We start from the raw sequence: 17928 nt of genomic DNA on the forward strand, positions 1-17928 counted from the left end.
ACGCGCCCGGCGTTCAGAGTTGGTCCGGTCTCACTGGTGTGGCGGCCGAGGATGATCGTGGTCAACCTGGTCCTGGTCGCCGTCGGCTTCGTGCTGCTCTGTCTCAACGTCAGCCACGGGGACTTTCCGATTCCGCCGACGGACGTCGCCCGCGTGCTGCTGGGTGGCGGGGACACCGTGGATCGGTTCATCGTGGTCGACCTTCGTCTGCCCCGATCACTGGTCGGCCTCTTGGTGGGGCTGGCGCTCGGCGCGTCCGGAGCGATCAGTCAGGCGCTCACTCGCAACCCACTCGCCAGCCCGGACATGCTCGGCATCACTGCGGGCTCGAGCGCTGCCGCGGTCGCGGTGATCGTCTACGGCGGCGCACTCGCCGCCGTGTGGTGGGGGCTGCCTCTGGCCGCCCTGGTCGGCGGCCTGGTCACCGCTGTGGCGGTCTACCTGTTGTCGTGGCGCAACGGAGTGGAGGGCTTCCGCCTGATCCTGGTCGGCATCGGCCTCAACGCGCTGCTGGTTGCGGCGACCGAGTGGATCTTGGTCTCTGCCGATCTCAACGATGTGGCCCGCGCCAACCTCTGGCTCAACGGATCGCTCGAAGAGGTCGACTGGCTCGATGCCGGACCCGTTCTCCTCGCCGTGGCGTGCGGGACCGCCGTCATCGTCGTCGCCGCCTTCGGTCTGTCCGCCCTGATGCTCGGCGACGACGCCGCGACCGCGCTGGGTGAGAGGGTGCGGATGAGTCAGGCCGTGCTGTTGTTGACCTCGGTCGCGTTGGCCGCGATCAGCGTAGCGGCGGTAGGGCCGGTCGGGTTCGTCGCGTTCGTGGCACCTCAGCTCGCCGTACGCCTGGTGCGCACACCCCGCCCACCGCTGGTCGCGTCGGCCCTGATGGGCGCCCTGATGCTGGTCGGGAGCGACCTCGCCGCTCGAACCCTGCTCCCGGGCGACCTGCCCGTGGGGGTGGTGACGACGGCGATCGGGGGACCCTTCTTGATGTACCTGATCATTCGGGCAAATCGGAGGTTCGGCCGATGACCACCGACGAGCAGCCCACCAGTCGCCTCAGCGCGGAGGAGCTGGTGCTCGCGTACGGCGACCTGGTCGTCGTCGACGGCCTGACGCTCACCATCCCGACCGGCGGCGTGACCACCATCATCGGGCCGAACGGCTGCGGGAAGTCGACGTTGCTGCGTGCCCTCGGCCGACTGCTGACACCGCGCTCAGGGCGAGTGCTGCTCGACGGCAAGGCGATCACCTCGATGCGGACGCGGGACGTGGCCCGGGTGCTGGGCATGCTGCCGCAAGGACCGGTCGCGCCGGAGGGGCTGACCGTGGCAGACCTGGTAGCCACCGGCCGCCATCCACACCAGTCCTGGTTCCGACAATGGTCATCTGGCGATCAAGCGGAGGTGACCCAGGCGCTGTCCTTGACCGGGATGCTGGACCTGGCCGACCGCCCGGTCGACGAGCTGTCGGGTGGTCAACGCCAGCGAGTCTGGATCTCGATGGTGCTCGCCCAGGGCACCGGACTCCTGCTGCTGGACGAACCGACGACCTATCTCGACCTCGCGCACGCCATCGACGTGCTCGACCTGGTCGACCAGCTGCATCACGACCTCGGTCGAACCGTCGTGATGGTCCTGCATGACCTCAACCTCGCAGTGCGCTACAGCGACCACCTGGTGGCCATGGTGGACGGCCAGGTGGTCGCGGCCGGCGCCCCGGACGAGGTGATCTCCGCCGAGTTGCTGCAGGAGGTGTTCGGACTCACTGCCCGAGTGATCGAGGACCCGGCCTCGGGACGGCCACTGGTGGTCCCGGTCGGCAGCCGCCATGTCTACGGCGCGCCGGGTGGGCCGGTCTAGACCAGGTAGCCCTGGGCCGGGCCACCACCTCTTCAGCTGTCCTCTGTCTCCGATTCGGACTCGGAGGACGCCGATCTGCCACCCCTCAGCAGCAGCGCGGCGCCACCCAGCAGCGCGATCAGCCCGGTCACCAGGCCCCCCAGCGGGATCGTCTTGCTGACCAGGTTCAGCTTCTTCGCGTTGGCCTTGGCGTCGGACACATTCGCGGACACGGTCTTGTCGCTGTACTGTGCGGTCAGGTCGAGGGCAGTGTCCCCGCCGTCCTTGAGCGTCCGCACGTCGTGCAGCTCCTGCTTGATGATGGCCCCGGTGCGCGCATCGATCCAGTAGGTCTCGTCGAGGTTGTAGAGCGCGTCGATGTTGTTGCCCAGGTCGATGGGGGCATCGGTGATCACCTCGTGGTACTGGTAGACCTTCAGGCCATCGATGGTGTCGGTGCCGACGTACTCCGCGGGATGCGCGGACGCGGTCAGACTGTCCCAGACCTGGTAGGTCTTCCGCTCGGGGTTGAAGGGCCACTTGTTGACGAGACCCTCCATCGGCGTGTCGGTCGTGACGTACTTCGAGTCGTTGACGGCCTCGCCGGTGTGCCGATCCGTGGCGAAGTTGGACTGACTCACGCTGATCATCCGAGGGTCGGAGTCCGGTAGACAGTCGGCCGGGTCGTCCTCATCCACGTTCACACAGGTCGCGGTCACGAAGACGATCACGCTGTCCGAGGACCGTTTGGCGTCGACCTGGGTGATGTTGGTGATCTTGACCGGGTTGTCGTTGACCTTGCCGGTGGCCGGGTCGAGCACCTGTGCCTGTCCGGTGAGGTAGGTCCGGTTGTCGGTGTTCAGCGGAGTTCGCTCCGAGTTGGGGGTCCCCCAGAACCTGGCCAACACTGCGGTGGTTAACAAGAACGCGCCCAGGAGCAGCAGCACCCACGCGATCAAGACCTTCTTCATGGCACCTCAGTCCTCCCAGCCCCCACTCAGGTTGGGGGGAGAGTAGCAGCCACCTGCCGGCGATGTCCGCCGCCCTGACCGTGGAAACGCGGTCCGCGCGATCCGCCCACAAGGGCCTCTCTGGCGACTCGGCCCTGTGACATACTCCCCCGAGTGTCAGCCCGCCCGTTGCTCCGCGCGGCTGTCCGCCCGCTAGCCAGTTCGCGGGTGACCCGTCTCGGGCTGCTCTTGGTGTTCGCCGCTGTGGCGTTCCGAGTCTGGGCGCTGAGCCGATCCTGGTTCTACTTCGATGACCTGGCTTTCCTCTCGGCAGGGATGAACGACCCTCTCGACTGGGACTTCGTCAGCCGGGTGTACGCCGGTCACGTCATGCCTGCGGGCTGGCTCGTCATCAAGGCTCTCGCGACCTGGGCGCCCTATCGCTGGCCCGTCTGGGCAGGGGTCCTGGTGCTGATGCAGGTCGTGGCAGCCGTCGGCATGCTCCGCCTGCTGCGCAGCATGTTCGGGGAGACGCGGGTCGTGCTCGCCCTGCTCGCCGGATACCTGTTCTACATCTTCACGGTGCCCGCCGGCGTCTGGTTTGCCGCGGGCATCAACCAGTTGCCCCTGCAGATCGCCTTGGCGTTTGGGTTGCACGCCCATCTGGAGTACCTCCGCACCGGGAGGTGGCGTCCGCTCGTCGTGACGCTGGCCTGGACTCTGTTCGGGCTGGCGTTCTACGAGAAGACGTTCATCCTGTTCGGCGTCTATGCCCTCGTGGCGCTCTGCTGGTTCGCCACCGGGACCCTGGGCGACCGGGTCGTCGGCCTATGGAAGCGCCGCTACCGATCCGGAGTCGTTGCGCACGGCGTCCTGGCCGTCGCCTACCTCGTGATCTACCTCCAGGTCGGCGTTGCCTTCGGCTCCGATCAACCGTCGGCCCAACTCATGAGCTCGGTGGCCTACCGGTTGATCGCCGTCGCCTTCAGCACGGGGGCCATCGGTGGGCCGTTCGAGTGGCGCGCCATGTCGGCCAACGCGTTGGCCAGCCCTACCGACCTGATCAGCCTGGGCTCCTGGGTAGCCCTGGGCTCCCTGGTCTGGTACGCCGCCACCACGCGCACGATCAGCCGTCGTGCGTGGACACTGACGGGGTTCACACTGCTCGCCAACGTCTACCTGCTGTCCTCGGCGCGGGCCAACCTGGTCGGGGCGGACATCGGTCTCGAGTACCGCTACCAGACCGAGTCTGCGGCGATTCTCGTGCTGGCGGCAGGGCTGGCCTTCCTGCCGCTGATCGGCGCGGTCGAGGTCAACCAGCTCCGTCCCGGAGCCGATGTCGACAAGGAGCGCCCCGCAGTCATCAAGGTGCTCACCGTCGCGGTCGTGGCGGCAGCGGTGGTCTCCACGCTGGGCTATGTGCAGAACTGGCAGCAGTCCAACCCGACCCGCCCCTACTTCGACAACCTGAAGGCCTCCCTGGCCCGTTCCCCGGTCACACCGGTGCCACTGGTAGACCTGAGCCTTCCGCAGAACCTGCTCTGGGCCTTCGGCTACCCGGAGAACACCTACAGCCACGTGTTCCGCCACCTCGCCGACCAGATGACCTTTCCCGAGACCGCTGTCGACGACCTCTTCGTGCTGGACGACACCGGAACGGTGAGACCGGTGACGATCCCGCCGGCCCGCACGATGATCGGTGGCACCGGCTGCGGGTACATCCTGGGGCACTCCCCCACGACCATCCCGCTGGACGGCCCCGTCATCGGCGGCGGTTGGTGGATCGCCATGGACTATGCCGCCCCTGAGCCGTTCTCGGTCCGCATCGGTCTAGGCACCTCCTCCACGACGATGAAGCTTCCGGCGGGCATGCACACCGCCTACTTCCGAGCAGACGGCAGCTTCTCCGAGGTCACGCTCGACAACAGCGCTCCCGGGACCGACGCCTGTGTCACCAAGCTCGTTCTCGGCGATCCGGGCGCGCAGCAGTGAGTCCCGTCGAAAGCTCCTCGTGAGGCAGACACTGCACCGCTGGCTACGCGGAGACGACCCGGCCAACGCCTGGGTGGTCCCTGTGGCCCTCGCTCTGCTCGCTGCGCAGGTCGGCTACCGAGCGTGGGCCTCCTTCGGCTCGTGGTGGACCGGCGACGACTTCTTGTATGTGATTGGTTCGGTCGCCCCCGGCGGCAACTCGCTCCAGCACCTGATGACCAGCTATGCGGGACACCTGCTCCCGGCCGACTTCTACGTCACCGGCCTGCTGACCCGGATATCGCCGTACGACTTCACCCTCGCGGCGATCACGCTGACCGTGCTCCAGCTCGTCGCCAACATCGGCTTCCTGAGGCTGATGTTGGTCGCTTTCGGCCGTCGCTGGGGCATCGTGCCGCCGCTGGTGGTTTTCCTCGCCACCTCGTTCACCGTGCAGGGCTCCGTGTGGTGGGCCAGCGGGATCCAGGCGCTCCCCTTCGTGATCAGCCTGTGCTGGGCACTCGCCAGCCAGATCCAGTACGCCAGGACACGGCGGCCCGCCGCCGGCCTGGCCGCCTGCGCGTGGGTGCTGTTCGGCCTGCTCTTCTACGAGAAGGCGCTCCTGGTGATCGGTGCCCTGGCGATCGTCACGGTCACCTACTTCACCACCGGTCGAGCTCGAGACCGCATCGCCCAGACATGGCGCGACTACCGCCTCTCCGTGGTGGCCAACACCCTGCTCGGCCTGGCCTATCTCGCGATCTACATCCGCTACGGCCTCAACTACGATCCAGGCGCCGTCGCGGAGGTCCCGATCGGACCGACGGCCGACACGCTGCTGCTGCGCAGCTGGCTCACCGGAGTCTTCGGCGGCCCGCTGCGCTGGTCGCACACCGATGGCGCACCGATCTCCTTCGCGGCACCGCCGTCACCCGTCGTGCTCGCAGCCGGAATCGCGCTGGTATTGCTCCTTCGCGAGGTGGCCCGCTCCCGAGAACGGTCCCTGCGAGCGCTCGTCTTGCCGGCGTATTTCTTGATCTGCGACGTGCTGCTCGTGGCCGCCACCAGGGCAACCATGATCGGGCCGGTGATCGGTTTCGAGCTCCGCTATCTCACCGAGATGTCCGCGGTCACCGCGGCGGCCCTCGCGTTTGCGACCATGCCGGTGATCGGCGCGGCGGAGCCCGTGAAGGTTCGTCGTCCCAGTGCGCTGCTGGATCGCCGCGGACCAGCCGTCGTAGCCTGCATCGTGGTCGCTGCGCTGGGAACCCTCTCGACCTCCCGCTACATCCACCAGTGGCACATCGACCAGCCGGCCAAGACCTTCTTCGGCAACCTCATCGCCGATGCTCAGCGGGCCCCGGCTGGGACCCCGGTCGTGGACGGCCCCGTTCCCAACACCCTCATCTGGGAGATCGCCCGCCCCAACAACACCGTGAGCCACCTCCTCGCCCCGATCGACCATGGTCTGGACTTCGTGACCTGGTCGACCGATCAGTTGAACGTGGTCGCCCTCGACGGCCGGATCCGGCCGGCCGAGGTTCCCTCAGAGTCCGCCGCGCCACCCGGCGACCAACCCGCCTGCGGCTACCCGGTCTCGTCCGCCACGACCGTGATCAACCTCGATCGCGAGGTGGTCTACCCCGGCTGGTGGGTCGAGGTGGGCTACCTCGCCACGGCCGACAGCGCCATCACCGTCACCGCCGGCGGAAAGACGCAGCACGCCAGCGTGAGCGGTGGTCTGCACCACCTCTTCTTCCAGGCAGGCGACCAGCCCTTCGACGCCGTCGAGCTCGGCGGCCTGATCGGCGGTGCGACCATGTGCGTCGGCGATGTCATCATCGGACCTCCACGAGCGAGGATGGCGTCATGACGCAGCACGACCGCCGCTTCCCGGCCCTCACTGCCGTGCGAGGCATCGGTGCGGTGATGGTGTTGACCACCCACGCCGCCTACAACACCGGCCAGATCCTGCGCGGTTGGACCGGCGGCGTGCTCACCAGGCTGGACTTCGGCGTGACCATCTTCTTCATCCTCTCCGGCTTCCTGCTCGCCCGACCGTTCTTCCTCGCCACGGCGCGCGGGGATCGGTCCCCGTCGACGCGGCACTATCTGTGGAAGCGCGCGCTGCGGGTCTTGCCGCTCTACTGGCTCATGGTCACCGTCGCGCTGCTGTTCGACCCAGCCAACCAGGGGCTTGGCTGGGAGGTCTGGGTCCGCCACTTCACCTTGACCCAGCTCTACTTCCCCACCCTGCTCCCACAGTCACTGACCCAGATGTGGAGCCTGGCCACCGAGGTGGCGTTCTATCTGGTGCTGCCCTGGCTGTGCTGGCTGTTGACGCGGACCCGGCGTCACGACGGGTTGCACCTGCCGACCCTGTGGTGGCGAGCCTCGGTGATCGCTGTCCTGGGTGTCGCCTGGCAGATGTGGTTCGCTCACATCCCCGGCAGCGAGGGTCACTATCTGCAGTGGCTCCCGGGCTACCTCCCCTGGTTCCTGGCCGGAATGGTCTTCGCAGCCGTCAGCGCCTCCCTCAGCGTGCGCCCGCGAGACCACGTCCTGGAGCGGCTCGGACACGACCTGACCGGCTGTTGGATGTTGGCGACCGCCTTGTTCGCCATCGCCTGCACACCCGTCGCAGGTCCCCGGATCATCGCGATGCCGCTGGCCTGGGAGGCCGGCACCAAGACGGTCCTCTACACGCTGGCGGGCGCCTTCTTCCTGCTTCCGCTGGTCTTCGGCCCCGAGCTGCAAGGCCGGGTGCGTCAGGCGATGGCCGGTCGGATCCCGGTCTGGCTGGGAGAGATCTCCTACGGCGTGTTCGCGATCCACTTGTTCGTGATGGGCTGGCTGTTCCGCACGCTCGACATCGTTCCGTTCACCGGCCGCTTCTTCACCATTCTGATCAGCGACTTCGTGCTGACCGCCGCGCTGGCGACGCTGTCCTACCGATACTTCGAGCGGCCCATCCTCAGGTTCAAGAACGTCTCGTGGATGATGCGTCGGGAACCTCCCGCGACTCGTGCCGATCAGCTGGAGTTCGAGCAAGCAGAGAGACACTGAGGCACGCGACCGCGGCCATCGCCCAGGCCTGGGCCCAGTCCGCTCCCCAGCCTTCACCCTTGAGTGGCCCCCAGGTCAGCCCAGCCCCAGCGATCATCAAGGCCACCGCGGACACCAGGCTCCAGGCTCGGAACCCGGGGATGCGGCGCGCCACCAGAACGGCGCCGCCGAGCAGGGCCAGGCCCAGCCAACCGGCGAGGAGTCCAGCCGCGACCGTGACCACCACGACGTCGATCGATCTCGAGGCCCCGGGTTGCAGCGGGGGCGGTTCCTCCGCCTGAGAACGAGCGTTCCAACGCAGCCCGAACCGGCCAAGGCTCAACGGGCTGGCCGCGACCACCACCCCGGCGAACAGCAGCGCTCCGAGGATCAGCAGCAGGTCGAACGACCGAGCAGGGACGAAGTGGAGGCGGATGGTCCCGGCTGCGCCCGGTGGCACCACCCAACCCTCTTTCCAGCCGTCCATCCGCTGCACGTCGAGCTGCTTGCCCGCCAGGGTCGCCCGCCATCCGGCGTTGATGTTCTGCGGCAGCGTCACGACAGAGTCGACGTCGCGCGCAGGCACCCGCACCGCCGTGGGGACGCCGTCCTCGTCGCGATCCACCTCGAGCGACGAGGCCGTGCCGAGGTCGGCCCCCGGTCGGGTCAGCGTCAGCGAGTCGACCCGCACTGCTTCCGTCGGTGCCCCGATCACCTGCTCAGCGCCACCGAGCCGAACGCGCTCGGTGCCACACAGTTGCAGCGGCACCGAGGTGCCGCGGAGCAGGGTCCGCGCATTCGCCTGGAGCGTGGTATCGAAGATGGTGCCTCCGACGTCGATCCGGGGCCCCTTCCCACACGGGACCACCACCGTGCTGAAGACGGCGTGGGTCAAGGGTCGGCCGTTGATCTTGAGCTCGGTCACGCCCGGCGGCAGCTCGACGTACCCAGTGCCTTGCGCGGAAAAGGCCGGCAGCGTCGACTCGACGCCGATCTCCAGATGTCGTGTGCGCCAGCCCGGAAGTTTGGCCCGCCCGTCGGCTCCGAGGTCGACCACCCGCTGGTGGCTTCCTGCTCGGACCAGGATCCGATCGGGCGCCGACGCCGGTGCTGCTGGGTTGAGGGTCACCGCGATCCTCGACACGCGAGTCGGGTGGGGCAGACGAAGCCTGATCGTCGGCCGCGGGCCGTGTGCGACCCAGGTCGTCGACGGATCTCCGTCGACCATGGCGCCGGGCCGGCGGGCCGGATCCCCGTAGCCGTGGGGAACGGTGCGGATCCGGACTCCGGTGCCGTGCAGCAGGGTCCGCCAGCTGGCGCCCTTGCGACGCAACGAGGCCATCGCCTCGACGGTGTAGACAGAGTCCTCGCCGACGGATCGCGGCAGAGTGAACTCGCGAGCCAGCGTGTCGCCGTCCTCACCGGGCGCGCCGAGCAGCGGGTCGCAGGTGAACGCCGACTCCACCTGGACGCACGGGAATCGGCCGGGGTCGCGGGAGAGGGCGACGACGTCGACCGGTGAGGTTGCCTTTGGCTGCGGCAGCCGGAGGAACCGCCGAGGCAGCAGGTCGTCGATGCCTACCTCGCTGAACGCCACGGTCCCCGTGAGCAGCGGGCCGTCGTAGACCGCGGTGATCCGCAGGCTGTCTGTCGTCGGCAGGCCGACCGAGTAGGTGACAGCGCTGCCTGGCTTGGGTGCTCGGACGACACGGGACTGACCACCGCCAGATATCTTGAGCGATCGGAGGGGAACCGAGTCGCGGCTGAGTGCTACGGCTACTCGGCCGACGGTGCGGGACCGGGAGAAGTCGGCCTGCCACCACTGACCGTTGGGGTCGGCGTCGCGGGCTGACTCCCACGAGGTGGCACGGTCATGGTCGAACACCGCTCCGGGAGCCGATCCGATGGCCAGGGGCGGGGTCGCGTCGGCGTACGCCTGGGACGAGCTGGCCGTGACTTCGTCGACACCCCCGCGCCAGGTGACCACGGTGTTCCACCGCCGGTCGTCGTCCACCAGGCGATGCGACTGCTCCTTCCCGCTCAGGCGGTAGCCGTCGCCGGCCGTCATCGTCGCCGACCGGTTCCAGCGCACGGCAGGGAAGTTCACCTCGCGCCGCTTGAGGTCATCGGTCAGGACCTGTCCCGTCACCGGGCCGGCGCGACGGTCATCATGGTCGGCGGCCAACGATCTCGGCACCATCGGCACCGTCGCCATGCCCAGGTCCAACGGCGACCCGGGATCACCCACGAGAATCTGACCGGACTCGGAGAGCGTCGCTGTCTGTGGGTCGGTCACTCGATAGATGTCGATCGACCTGGTGATGGCCGATACGCCGCTTCCGGTCACCAGCCGGGTGTGCTTCTCGTCCGGCGCGTGCGTGTAGGCCGCCGTGCCGACCCAGGGACCGAATGACTTGACCAGCTCGATGCCTGGCGACTCTGCGAGCACGGCGCGGACGTACGCCGGATCCGGTGCGCCCGTCAGCACGCGGTCAAGGTCGTTGCGGACGACCAGGGTGCCCACCCCGTTGGCAGCGAGGTAGGGCGCCAGCGCGCTACTGGGCCGGCCCGATTCCACGACCGTGGTGACCGCGTCGAGGAAGACGACGTTGCCAGGCTGGGCCAGAGGGACGACGCTGCGCACCGCCCAGGGGCTTCGGGCGAGGCCTTGGAGCACGTCGTCGTGGACGTTCCCCCACTGGTAGATCCCGAACGAGCTGGCGGGCAGCTCGAGTGCGACAGAGCCGTCGTCGTGCTCGGCGAGGTAGTCCGCCGTCTGCTGCCAGTAGGCCGGCACGGCTTCGACGCCGTCCTGTGCGGGGATGAGGGTGTAGAGCCAGGGGCTGGCCAGGGCGACCAGCGCCAGCGCCGTCGCGACGCGGAACACTCGTGTGGCGATGATCGAGCCGGACCCCTGCAGCAGCTTGGGAAGTTCGGTCAACGCGTGGGCCAGGCCGATGATCAGCGGGATCCGGAGCACCACGTCGAACTTGTGCACGTTGCGGAGCGGGGCCAGGCCCAGATCCAGCCAGCGGCGGCGGTCCTCGGCGAAGAATCCGCCGAGATCACCGGCGTAGCCGATGCCGACCAGGAGCAGGCCGACCAGCAGCCCGATGATCAAGAAGCGGCGCTCCGGCGCGCCACGTAGGCCCATCCCGGCTAGACCCAACGCCGCTATCAGCGCTGCATCGATGACCAGGTACGGCGTGCCGACGATGTGCAGCCCGGCCTGGAACTCGTGACCGCTGAAGTAGGCCACCCAGTCAGAGAGTCCGAGCAGGCTCCGGGTGAGGTCGGTAGGGAGGGTGGTGATGTTGGCGTTCTCGATGTAGTCGAGGAACGGGGGTGAGTAGCGCCCCATCAGCAGCAGTGGGCCGCTCCACCACAGGGTCGCGGCGATGGTGAACGCCGTCCACCAGCCCAACAAGGGCCACCGGCGCGGACCGGGTGAACGGGTGACGATCCAGATCACGCCGAGCGGGAGCACAGCCGCCACCGCGACCGCGTTCACTCCCCCGGCGGAGGCGACCGCCAAGGCACTCAGCGCTGCCGCACGCCGTACCGACCCGGATCGCGAGCCGCGCACCAGTGGCAACAACACCCAGGGCGCGAGCGCCATCGGCCAGATCTCGACGGACACCAAGCCCATCAAGGTGGTGATCCTGGGCGTGAACACGAACGCGAACGCGGCAGCCACCCGGGTCAGCTCGGTGCCCACGGACAGCCGGTCCAAGAGGCGCAGCATCCCGAAGAACGCCAGGCAGAGCAGCAGCGCCCACCACAGCCGTTGGGTCACCCAAGGTGGCAGCTGGATCAGATCCCCCAGCAAGAAGAACGGACCCATCGGCCAGGCATATCCGTAGCTCTGGTCGGGAATCTGCCCGAAGGACTGGCTGGGATCCCACAGCTGAATCCCACGTGCCAAGAAGTGCCACGGATCAGTCAGCAGGTCGAACTTGGTGTCGGCCACCATCCGGCCGGGATCCTGGATGAAGCACAGCGCTGTCAGGATCGCGGCGTAGCCCGCCTGTCGCAACGGGCTGGTCAGCGAGGCGCGCGCCGGCGGGTCCACATCCCCGGTCCGGGCGCGTGCCCGCGCCAGGGCTGGGGACGACATGCGCACACCCTAGACCGGGACTGCTGCGGCGGCTGCGGCGACGGCCGCGATCGGATTGCTCGGGATTCGGCAAGTGTGCGCACATCCACCGAGGCCGCCTGTAGCGTGAGAATCTGTTGTTCCGCTCTCGGATGGAGGGATCGAGTGAGGGCACCTCTGATCCGCCTGAGTTTGACCTCCGCCGTGGTGGCGCTCGGCCTGCTGGCCTCACCGACGGGGGTCGCAGCGCACACTGAGCCGCGACCGACGCCGGTCGGCGCGGGTTGGGCGACTCCGTCGGGCACACTCGAAGCATCCCCCCAGGTCCCCGTGCTCGGCACCCGCTATCGAGTCTCCGGACGGGTCCTCCACAACAAGGGTGTCCGTCCCGTCGTCCTGCAACGCAAGGTGGGCTCGACGTGGGCGGTGATCGACCGCACCGTCACCAAGCAGACCGGCGCCTATCGGTTCATCGTTCTCGCCGATGGGCCGGCTCGACTACGCACGGTGGCTCTGAAGACCACGCGACCGCTTCGATCCGCAGCACGCTCAACCAGCCTCCGGGTTCGTCCGGTTGCGCAATCAGCAAGGCTGAGGCTGCCGAGCAGTGCGGTCGAGGGGCAGCCCATGACCGCGCAGGCCTCCCTCTCTCCGGCACGACTAGGCCGACCAGTCGCCCTGCAGGTCGCCTCTGGCGATCAGTGGTCGACCGTCGCGCACGGGACCGAGGATGCCCACGGACGAGTGACGTTCACCTTGACGGCCCCTAGCGCCAGCGTCGCGGACTATCGCCTGCACGCCGCCAAGGTCCGGCGCACGCCCGCCCTCGACTCCCACACGAGAACGCTCGCCACCGTGGCGTCGGTGCCCAGAGTTGACATCACCACCGACAACGGGGCCGAGATCACCGACGGCGAGATCTACAGCCATGGCGTAGTCGAGGTGAGTCCACGTGGTTCTGGGCTGGCGGCTTCGTCCACTCCCGCCAGGCTGCGGGTGCGGGGGAACTCGACCTCGTGGATCCGCATGAAGCTGTCCTACAAGATCAAGCTCGACAAGAAGGCGTCGATCCTCGAGATGCCGCCCTCGAAGAACTGGGTCCTGCTGGCCGACTTCTACGATCGGTCGATGCTGCGCAATCGGACCGCCTTCGAGCTGAGTCGCCGGGTGGGCCTGCCCTGGACACCGGGAGCCGTTCCGGTCGAGGTGTGGCAGAACGGCGTGTTCCAGGGTCTCTACGAGCTCGACGAGGGCATCGCGGCGGAGCCCGACCGAGTCGATATCGACACCGACGACGGTGTGGCGGCTCTGCTCGAGGCTGATTCATGGGCCGACCCCGGCACGCCTTCGTTCGTCACGAGTCGTGGGCTGCAGGTGTTCGTCAAGGAGCCGGACGAGCCCAGCCAGGCAGACGTCGACACCATTGCCGCGAGCATCCAACAGTTCGAGGACGTGCTCTACTCCGACGACTACACCGACGCCGAGACCGGCTACCGCTCCTACATCGACGTCTCGAGCTTCATCGACTGGTACCTCGTGAACGAGATCACCAAGAACGTCGACTCGTCCTACCTCAACAGCTGCTGGATGTACCTCGATGACAGCGGAGTGCTGCACATGGGCCCGGTCTGGGACTTCGACCAGTCCTCGGGCAATCGGACGGATTCGGGAACCGATTCTCCGGTCGGGTGGTTCCTGAGGGCCAACCAGTCCGTGCAGGATCCCGACGGCACCTGGTGGGGCCCGACGATGATGCCCGGACCGGAGGGTCATTGGATCAACCGGATGTTCACCGACCCGTGGTTCGTCGATCAGGTCGAGGCTCGGTGGGCCGCGGTTCGCGACTCGCTGACCAGCATCTCGGCATACGTCGATGCCCAGGCAGCGCTGATCGCGCCTGCCGCTGCCAGGAACTTCGCGCCTCTTGCCGAGGGTGGTGCGGGCATGCCGATCGGTGCCACGTTCCTCGAGGGCCCGACCCACGTCTTCTGGGGCAGCTGGAGCGCCGAGGCCAGTCACCTCTCAGCCTGGCTGGATCAGCGGATCACCTGGATGGACGACCAACTCTCGACGCCGTAGTGGCTGGCCTAGCCCGCCATAGCGTCTCGGAGCCTGCCGTCTAGAGTCTCTGCCCATGGACCAGGCGGATGACGCAGCGCTGCGGGGTCTGCGGGTGGTCTTTCTCAGTTGGCGCGACACCCGCAACCCGGAAGGCGGCGGGGCCGAGCGCGCGCTCGAGGAGGTGGCGCGCGGTCTGGTCGAGCGGGGCGCGCAGGCGACCATCTTCTGCGCCTCGCACGCCGGGGCGCCTCCGGAAGAGGTGATCGACGGCGTCCGATTCGTCCGGCGCGGCTCGAAGCTGACGGTCTATCCCCAGGGCATGTCGTCGCTCCTGCGCGGGCTGTTGGGCAAGGCAGATGTCGTGGTCGACGTCCAGAACGGGATGCCCTTCTTCAGCCGCCTGGTCAGCCGCAAGCCGATCATCGTGTTGGTGCATCACGTCCATCGCGAGCAGTGGCCGGTGGTGTACCCCGGGGTGACCGGTCGAGTCGGCTGGTGGGTGGAGAGCAGGTTCGCCCCTCGGCTCTACCGAGCACAGCAGTACGTCACCGGATCCCGGGCAACCCGAGATGAGCTCGGCCGCCTCGGTGTCGACGTCAACCGGATCGCGGTGGTCCACTACGGCGCAGAACGACAGCCGCAGTTGGGGGTGGCAAAGACGACCCACCCCAGCATCTGCGTGGTGGGGCGTCTCGTGCCGCACAAGCAGGTGGAGCACGCCATCGACGCCGCCGCCGACCTGCGCCGCGAGCTCCCCGGGCTGACCCTCACCGTCGTCGGCAGCGGGTGGTGGGAGGGCACCCTGCACGCCTACGTCGAGGAGCGCGGCTACTCCGACTTCGTGGAGTTCACCGGTCACATCGACGAGGCTCACCGCGAGGAGATCTACGAGCGATCGTGGGTTCTTGCCCTACCGTCGCTGAAGGAGGGCTGGGGCCTGGTGGTCGGGGAGGCTGCGTTGGCCGGGACCCCGGCCGTGGCCTACTCCGCGGCGGGCGGCACCCGCGAGTCCATCCTCGACGGGGTCTCGGGACTGCTGGTCGACGGCGGCTACCCCGCCTTCGTCGCAGCGCTGCGCCGCGTCCTCACCGACGAGGCGTTGCGGGCGCAACTGAGTGCCGGTGCGCTCGAGGCCGGAAAGAGATTCACCTGGGCACACACTCGTGAGCGATTCGCCGACGTCGTAGCTCGGGTGGCGCGGGGACAGCGGGTCGCCACTCTCGACGAGCAGCTGGATCGGGACTATTCGGTCGAACCGTAGTTGACGGTGGAGTTCGCCGAATCCGCAGAGTTGCCGGTGGCGTTGACCTGGCCGGAGATGAGGCCGACGACTGTCACCGACGCGACGACCGCGCCGACGATCAGCATCACGATGGAACCGACGAGGTTCCTGACCAGCGGAGTTGCCATGTCTGTCGAGCCCTCTCTGTGGCGTTCCCGAGCAAGGCTACCCCGAGCGATGCCGGATCCGGCGAATCCCCACTCGCCTGATCCCGACTGCCAGACGCGTCACGTAGCAGGCAAGATAAGCCAACCACGCCCCGGCAAGCAAGAGCCGATCGGTGGTAGCGGCCCGACGGGGCTGCACCGCATCGAGCCGGACGAGCCGAAGCTCGGTCGTCGTGAGGACTACGGTCCCCGCGATTCGTGGTGACGGCGGAAGCCCGCTGTCCAGGTCCTCGGCAACATAGCCGACCCCGAGACTGCCGAGGGCCGCGGCGCGGCCGACGGCGTCGCCGCGGGCGAGGGCAGCCCGCACCGCGGGCAGCCGCGGGTCCTCACCGGACACCACCGTTCCGGACACCACGAGATCATCACTCGCCAGAAAGTTGGGGCGCAGGAACCGGCCCAGCGGGTCGATGATCGTGCGCCCCTGAGTCCACGGCGGTGCGCGATAGGCGCTCAGCGGCAGCAACAACACGTCCCCATGTCCAGGTGCAGCGAGCTCACGAGCTCGGTCCCACGACGCGGGAAAGGTGGACGGGGTGAGCGCGCCACCGAGACCCCATCTGGCATCCGGCATCAAGGCGAGAGGAAGCACCACACAGGCGACGGCGAGCACCGAACGAGGCACCGCCAGATCCGGATGTCGGAGCCCGTCGACAAGGACCTCGACTCCGGCCGCGATAGTGCCGGCGTACACAGGCAGGCACAGGGCCAGCAGACGTGGAGCGTCGCGCAGCAGACCACCACCAGGGAGGTGCCCGGCCAACCACGCCACCGCCTCGGGCGACGCCCAGGTGAGCAGGGTCAGACCCAACCCGACGGCCCACAGTGCGACCAGACGGGGGGCGGCGGCGCCGCCCCACCGCCACCAGCGGCGCGCTCCGCAGACGGCCAGCGCCCCCAGGGTGGCCAACGCCACCCAGGCCAGGGCTCCGGTTCGCGAAGCGGGCACCACCTCGCGGTTCCAGATGCCGCCCATCGACAGGGCCGCGAGGGGGGCGGGGAGCCCGCCCTCGGCATGCAGTCCGAACCAACTGGTGCCCTCGTCGCGGAGCGCCGCGGAGGCATGGAGCATCCCCGCGACCAACCAGGGTGCGTTCGCGGCGACCGCCAGGCAGACGAGCTGGAGATTGCTCCGCCACGCGCCACGAGCACCGCGGACTCCTACGACCAGGAGCGTCGCGGCGACGACGACACCGGCACTCGCGCTCAGCGCGCCGAGCGGAGCGATCAACCAGCCGGTGAGGGGCAGGGTGCCCTCACATCGAGCTCGGGTCGCGACGAGCACCAGCCAGGGCACCGCCGCATAGGCCATCAGCATCGTCCAGTGGCCGATCCCGAGCCGCTCGACCGTGTAGGGATTCCAGATGGTGACGGTGACCGCCGTGAGCCGCGCCGCCCGGCTCTCCGGAACCAGGCGGAGCATGCCCTCGGCGGCTGAGAAGAGGGAGCCGGTCAGGACCAGCTTCTGCAGGAGCATCCCGGGAATCAGGTTGTCGAGGATCGCAACGACCGCGTCGGAGGGCACAGCGCGTGGGAGGCCGGTGCCGAGGCCGAGGAAGTCGCTGCGCATGGCCAGGTGAGGGACGAAGACCATGTCATAGGTGAGGACGTAGCCTCGCCCGAGCGCCGGACCGAGCAGCAGGATGATGAGCGCGATCCCCCACAATCGCGGCAGGACGCCGATCCTCCGGGCCACGCGCAAGTCGTCGGGAGGCGATGGAACGGCGGGCACGGTCACGTTAGAGCGGCAGCCGGCGGAACAGGGCCCGAGGCACGTGCCGCAGCCCCGACATCACCGGCCGGAGGGCCGTGGGGACCCAGATCAGCTCCTTGCCGGAGGCGACGCCGCCGACGATCGCGGCGGCCACCTCATCCGGGTCGACCGATAGCGGGGCAGCCTCTCGGCCGTTCGTCATCTTCGTGTGCACGAAGCCGGGGCGGACGACAAGGACCCGGACCCCGCTCCCCCGCAGTGCCTCCCCCAACCCGAGATAGAAGCCGTCCATGCCTGCCTTGGTCGACCCGTAGACGAAATTGGATCGTCGCACGCGCTCGCCCGCGACCGACGAAAGGGCCACGATCACGCCATGCCCCTGCTGGCGCATCACGTCGGCCAGGCACACGCCGACGCTCACCGCGCCCACGTAGTTGACCTCGGCATGGCGCACAGCCTCGGCGTGGTCGGTCCAGGCACGCTCCTCGTCACCCAGCACCCCGAACGCAACGACGGCGACATCGATGTCTCGCTGCGCTGCGACGCCGGCGATCAGATCCGGGTGTGAGGCGGTCTGTGCCGCCTCGAAGTCGACGACCTCGACCGTCAGGCCGAGGCTCTCAAGCTCTGCGCGGGCGGCGTCGCGACGCGGCCCCGGCCTGGCCGCCAGCGTCACGTGGGGGCGGCCGGTGGACGCCCATCGCCGGACCGCGGCGAGACCGATGTCGCTGGTGCCGCCGAGGACGAGCACAGACTGCGGCTGTCCGAGTGAGTCGATCACGTGACCTCCAGTTCCAT

12 protein-coding genes are annotated in these 17928 nt (G+C 68.5%); 7 read left to right on the plus strand and 5 right to left on the minus strand.

Features of this window, described 5'->3' with window-relative positions; translation table 11 throughout:
* Window positions 1–36: 36 nt before the first annotated feature.
* The gene (locus QM714_RS05510; RefSeq protein ID WP_415098362.1) at window positions 37–1035 is read left to right on the plus strand and encodes a FecCD family ABC transporter permease; all 999 of its coding nucleotides are present in this window, start codon (window positions 37–39) and stop codon (window positions 1033–1035) included.
* Entirely contained in the window at window positions 1032–1865 is an 834-nt protein-coding gene (locus QM714_RS05515) for an ABC transporter ATP-binding protein (RefSeq protein ID WP_415098364.1), read from the plus strand. The genes QM714_RS05510 and QM714_RS05515 overlap by 4 nt, the downstream gene beginning before the upstream one ends.
* A gap of 32 nt (window positions 1866–1897) precedes the next feature.
* Here the strand turns inward: QM714_RS05515 and QM714_RS05520 are convergent, their stop codons facing one another.
* On the minus strand, window positions 1898–2815 hold the full coding sequence (locus QM714_RS05520) for a DUF3068 domain-containing protein (protein ID WP_415098366.1): 918 nt from the start codon (window positions 2813–2815) through the stop codon (window positions 1898–1900).
* Between the two features lie 207 nt (window positions 2816–3022).
* On the opposite strand from QM714_RS05520, the gene QM714_RS05525 reads away from it, so the two are divergent.
* The 3 genes from QM714_RS05525 to QM714_RS05535 are packed head-to-tail and all read left to right on the plus strand — an operon-like array spanning window position 3023 to window position 7831.
* Window positions 3023–4786, plus strand: a complete 1764-nt coding sequence (locus tag QM714_RS05525; RefSeq protein ID WP_415098368.1) for a hypothetical protein — start codon at window positions 3023–3025, stop codon at window positions 4784–4786.
* Between the two features lie 19 nt (window positions 4787–4805).
* Entirely contained in the window at window positions 4806–6638 is a 1833-nt protein-coding gene (locus QM714_RS05530; RefSeq protein WP_415098370.1) for a hypothetical protein, read from the plus strand.
* Entirely contained in the window at window positions 6635–7831 is a 1197-nt protein-coding gene (locus QM714_RS05535) for an acyltransferase family protein (protein WP_415098372.1), read from the plus strand. Before QM714_RS05530 ends, QM714_RS05535 begins: the two co-directional genes overlap by 4 nt.
* Here the strand turns inward: QM714_RS05535 and QM714_RS05540 are convergent.
* Window positions 7746–11927, minus strand: a complete 4182-nt coding sequence (locus tag QM714_RS05540) for an alpha-(1->3)-arabinofuranosyltransferase family protein (RefSeq protein WP_415098374.1) — start codon at window positions 11925–11927, stop codon at window positions 7746–7748. The two genes, QM714_RS05535 and QM714_RS05540, sit on opposite strands and share 86 nt — an antisense overlap.
* Window positions 11928–12071: 144 nt before the next feature.
* Here QM714_RS05540 and QM714_RS05545 point away from each other — a divergent pair, with 144 nt between their 5' ends.
* Together QM714_RS05545 and QM714_RS05550 are read left to right on the plus strand one after the other, a co-directional pair.
* Complete coding sequence (locus QM714_RS05545) at window positions 12072–13985, plus strand: CotH kinase family protein (protein WP_415098376.1); 1914 nt, start codon at window positions 12072–12074, stop codon at window positions 13983–13985.
* Between the two features lie 55 nt (window positions 13986–14040).
* Window positions 14041–15228, plus strand: a complete 1188-nt coding sequence (locus QM714_RS05550; RefSeq protein WP_415098378.1) for a glycosyltransferase family 4 protein — start codon at window positions 14041–14043, stop codon at window positions 15226–15228.
* Here the strand turns inward: QM714_RS05550 and QM714_RS05555 are convergent.
* Genes QM714_RS05555 through QM714_RS05565 form a run of 3 tightly spaced genes read right to left on the minus strand, consistent with a single transcriptional unit; the run spans window position 15210 to window position 17911 of the window.
* Complete coding sequence (locus tag QM714_RS05555; protein ID WP_415098380.1) at window positions 15210–15377, minus strand: hypothetical protein; 168 nt, start codon at window positions 15375–15377, stop codon at window positions 15210–15212. The genes QM714_RS05550 and QM714_RS05555 overlap by 19 nt on opposite strands.
* Before the next feature lie 37 nt (window positions 15378–15414).
* Window positions 15415–17112 (minus strand): hypothetical protein, encoded by a 1698-nt coding sequence (locus QM714_RS05560; RefSeq protein ID WP_415098382.1) that lies wholly within the window; start codon window positions 17110–17112, stop codon window positions 15415–15417.
* A gap of 43 nt (window positions 17113–17155) precedes the next feature.
* Window positions 17156–17911: a decaprenylphospho-beta-D-erythro-pentofuranosid-2-ulose 2-reductase gene (locus tag QM714_RS05565; RefSeq protein ID WP_415098384.1), complete on the minus strand. Its 756-nt coding sequence runs from the start codon at window positions 17909–17911 to the stop codon at window positions 17156–17158.
* Window positions 17912–17928: the final 17 nt, after the last annotated feature.

It is taken from the genome of Nocardioides sp. (assembly GCF_047602075.1).
In the GTDB taxonomy this organism is placed as follows: domain Bacteria; phylum Actinomycetota; class Actinomycetes; order Propionibacteriales; family Nocardioidaceae; genus Nocardioides.

Bases quoted from the DNA above. Each gene is read 5' to 3' on its own strand.
- QM714_RS05535 (WP_415098372.1), top strand. From the start codon at position 6,635: ATGACGCAGCACGACCGCCGCTTCCCGGCCCTCACTGCCGTGCGAGGC.
- QM714_RS05520 (WP_415098366.1), bottom strand. From the start codon at position 2,815: ATGAAGAAGGTCTTGATCGCGTGGGTGCTGCTGCTCCTGGGCGCGTTC.
- QM714_RS05540 (WP_415098374.1), bottom strand. From the start codon at position 11,927: ATGTCGTCCCCAGCCCTGGCGCGGGCACGCGCCCGGACCGGGGATGTG.
- QM714_RS05555 (WP_415098380.1), bottom strand. From the start codon at position 15,377: ATGGCAACTCCGCTGGTCAGGAACCTCGTCGGTTCCATCGTGATGCTG.
- QM714_RS05515 (WP_415098364.1), top strand. From the start codon at position 1,032: ATGACCACCGACGAGCAGCCCACCAGTCGCCTCAGCGCGGAGGAGCTG.
- QM714_RS05550 (WP_415098378.1), top strand. From the start codon at position 14,041: ATGGACCAGGCGGATGACGCAGCGCTGCGGGGTCTGCGGGTGGTCTTT.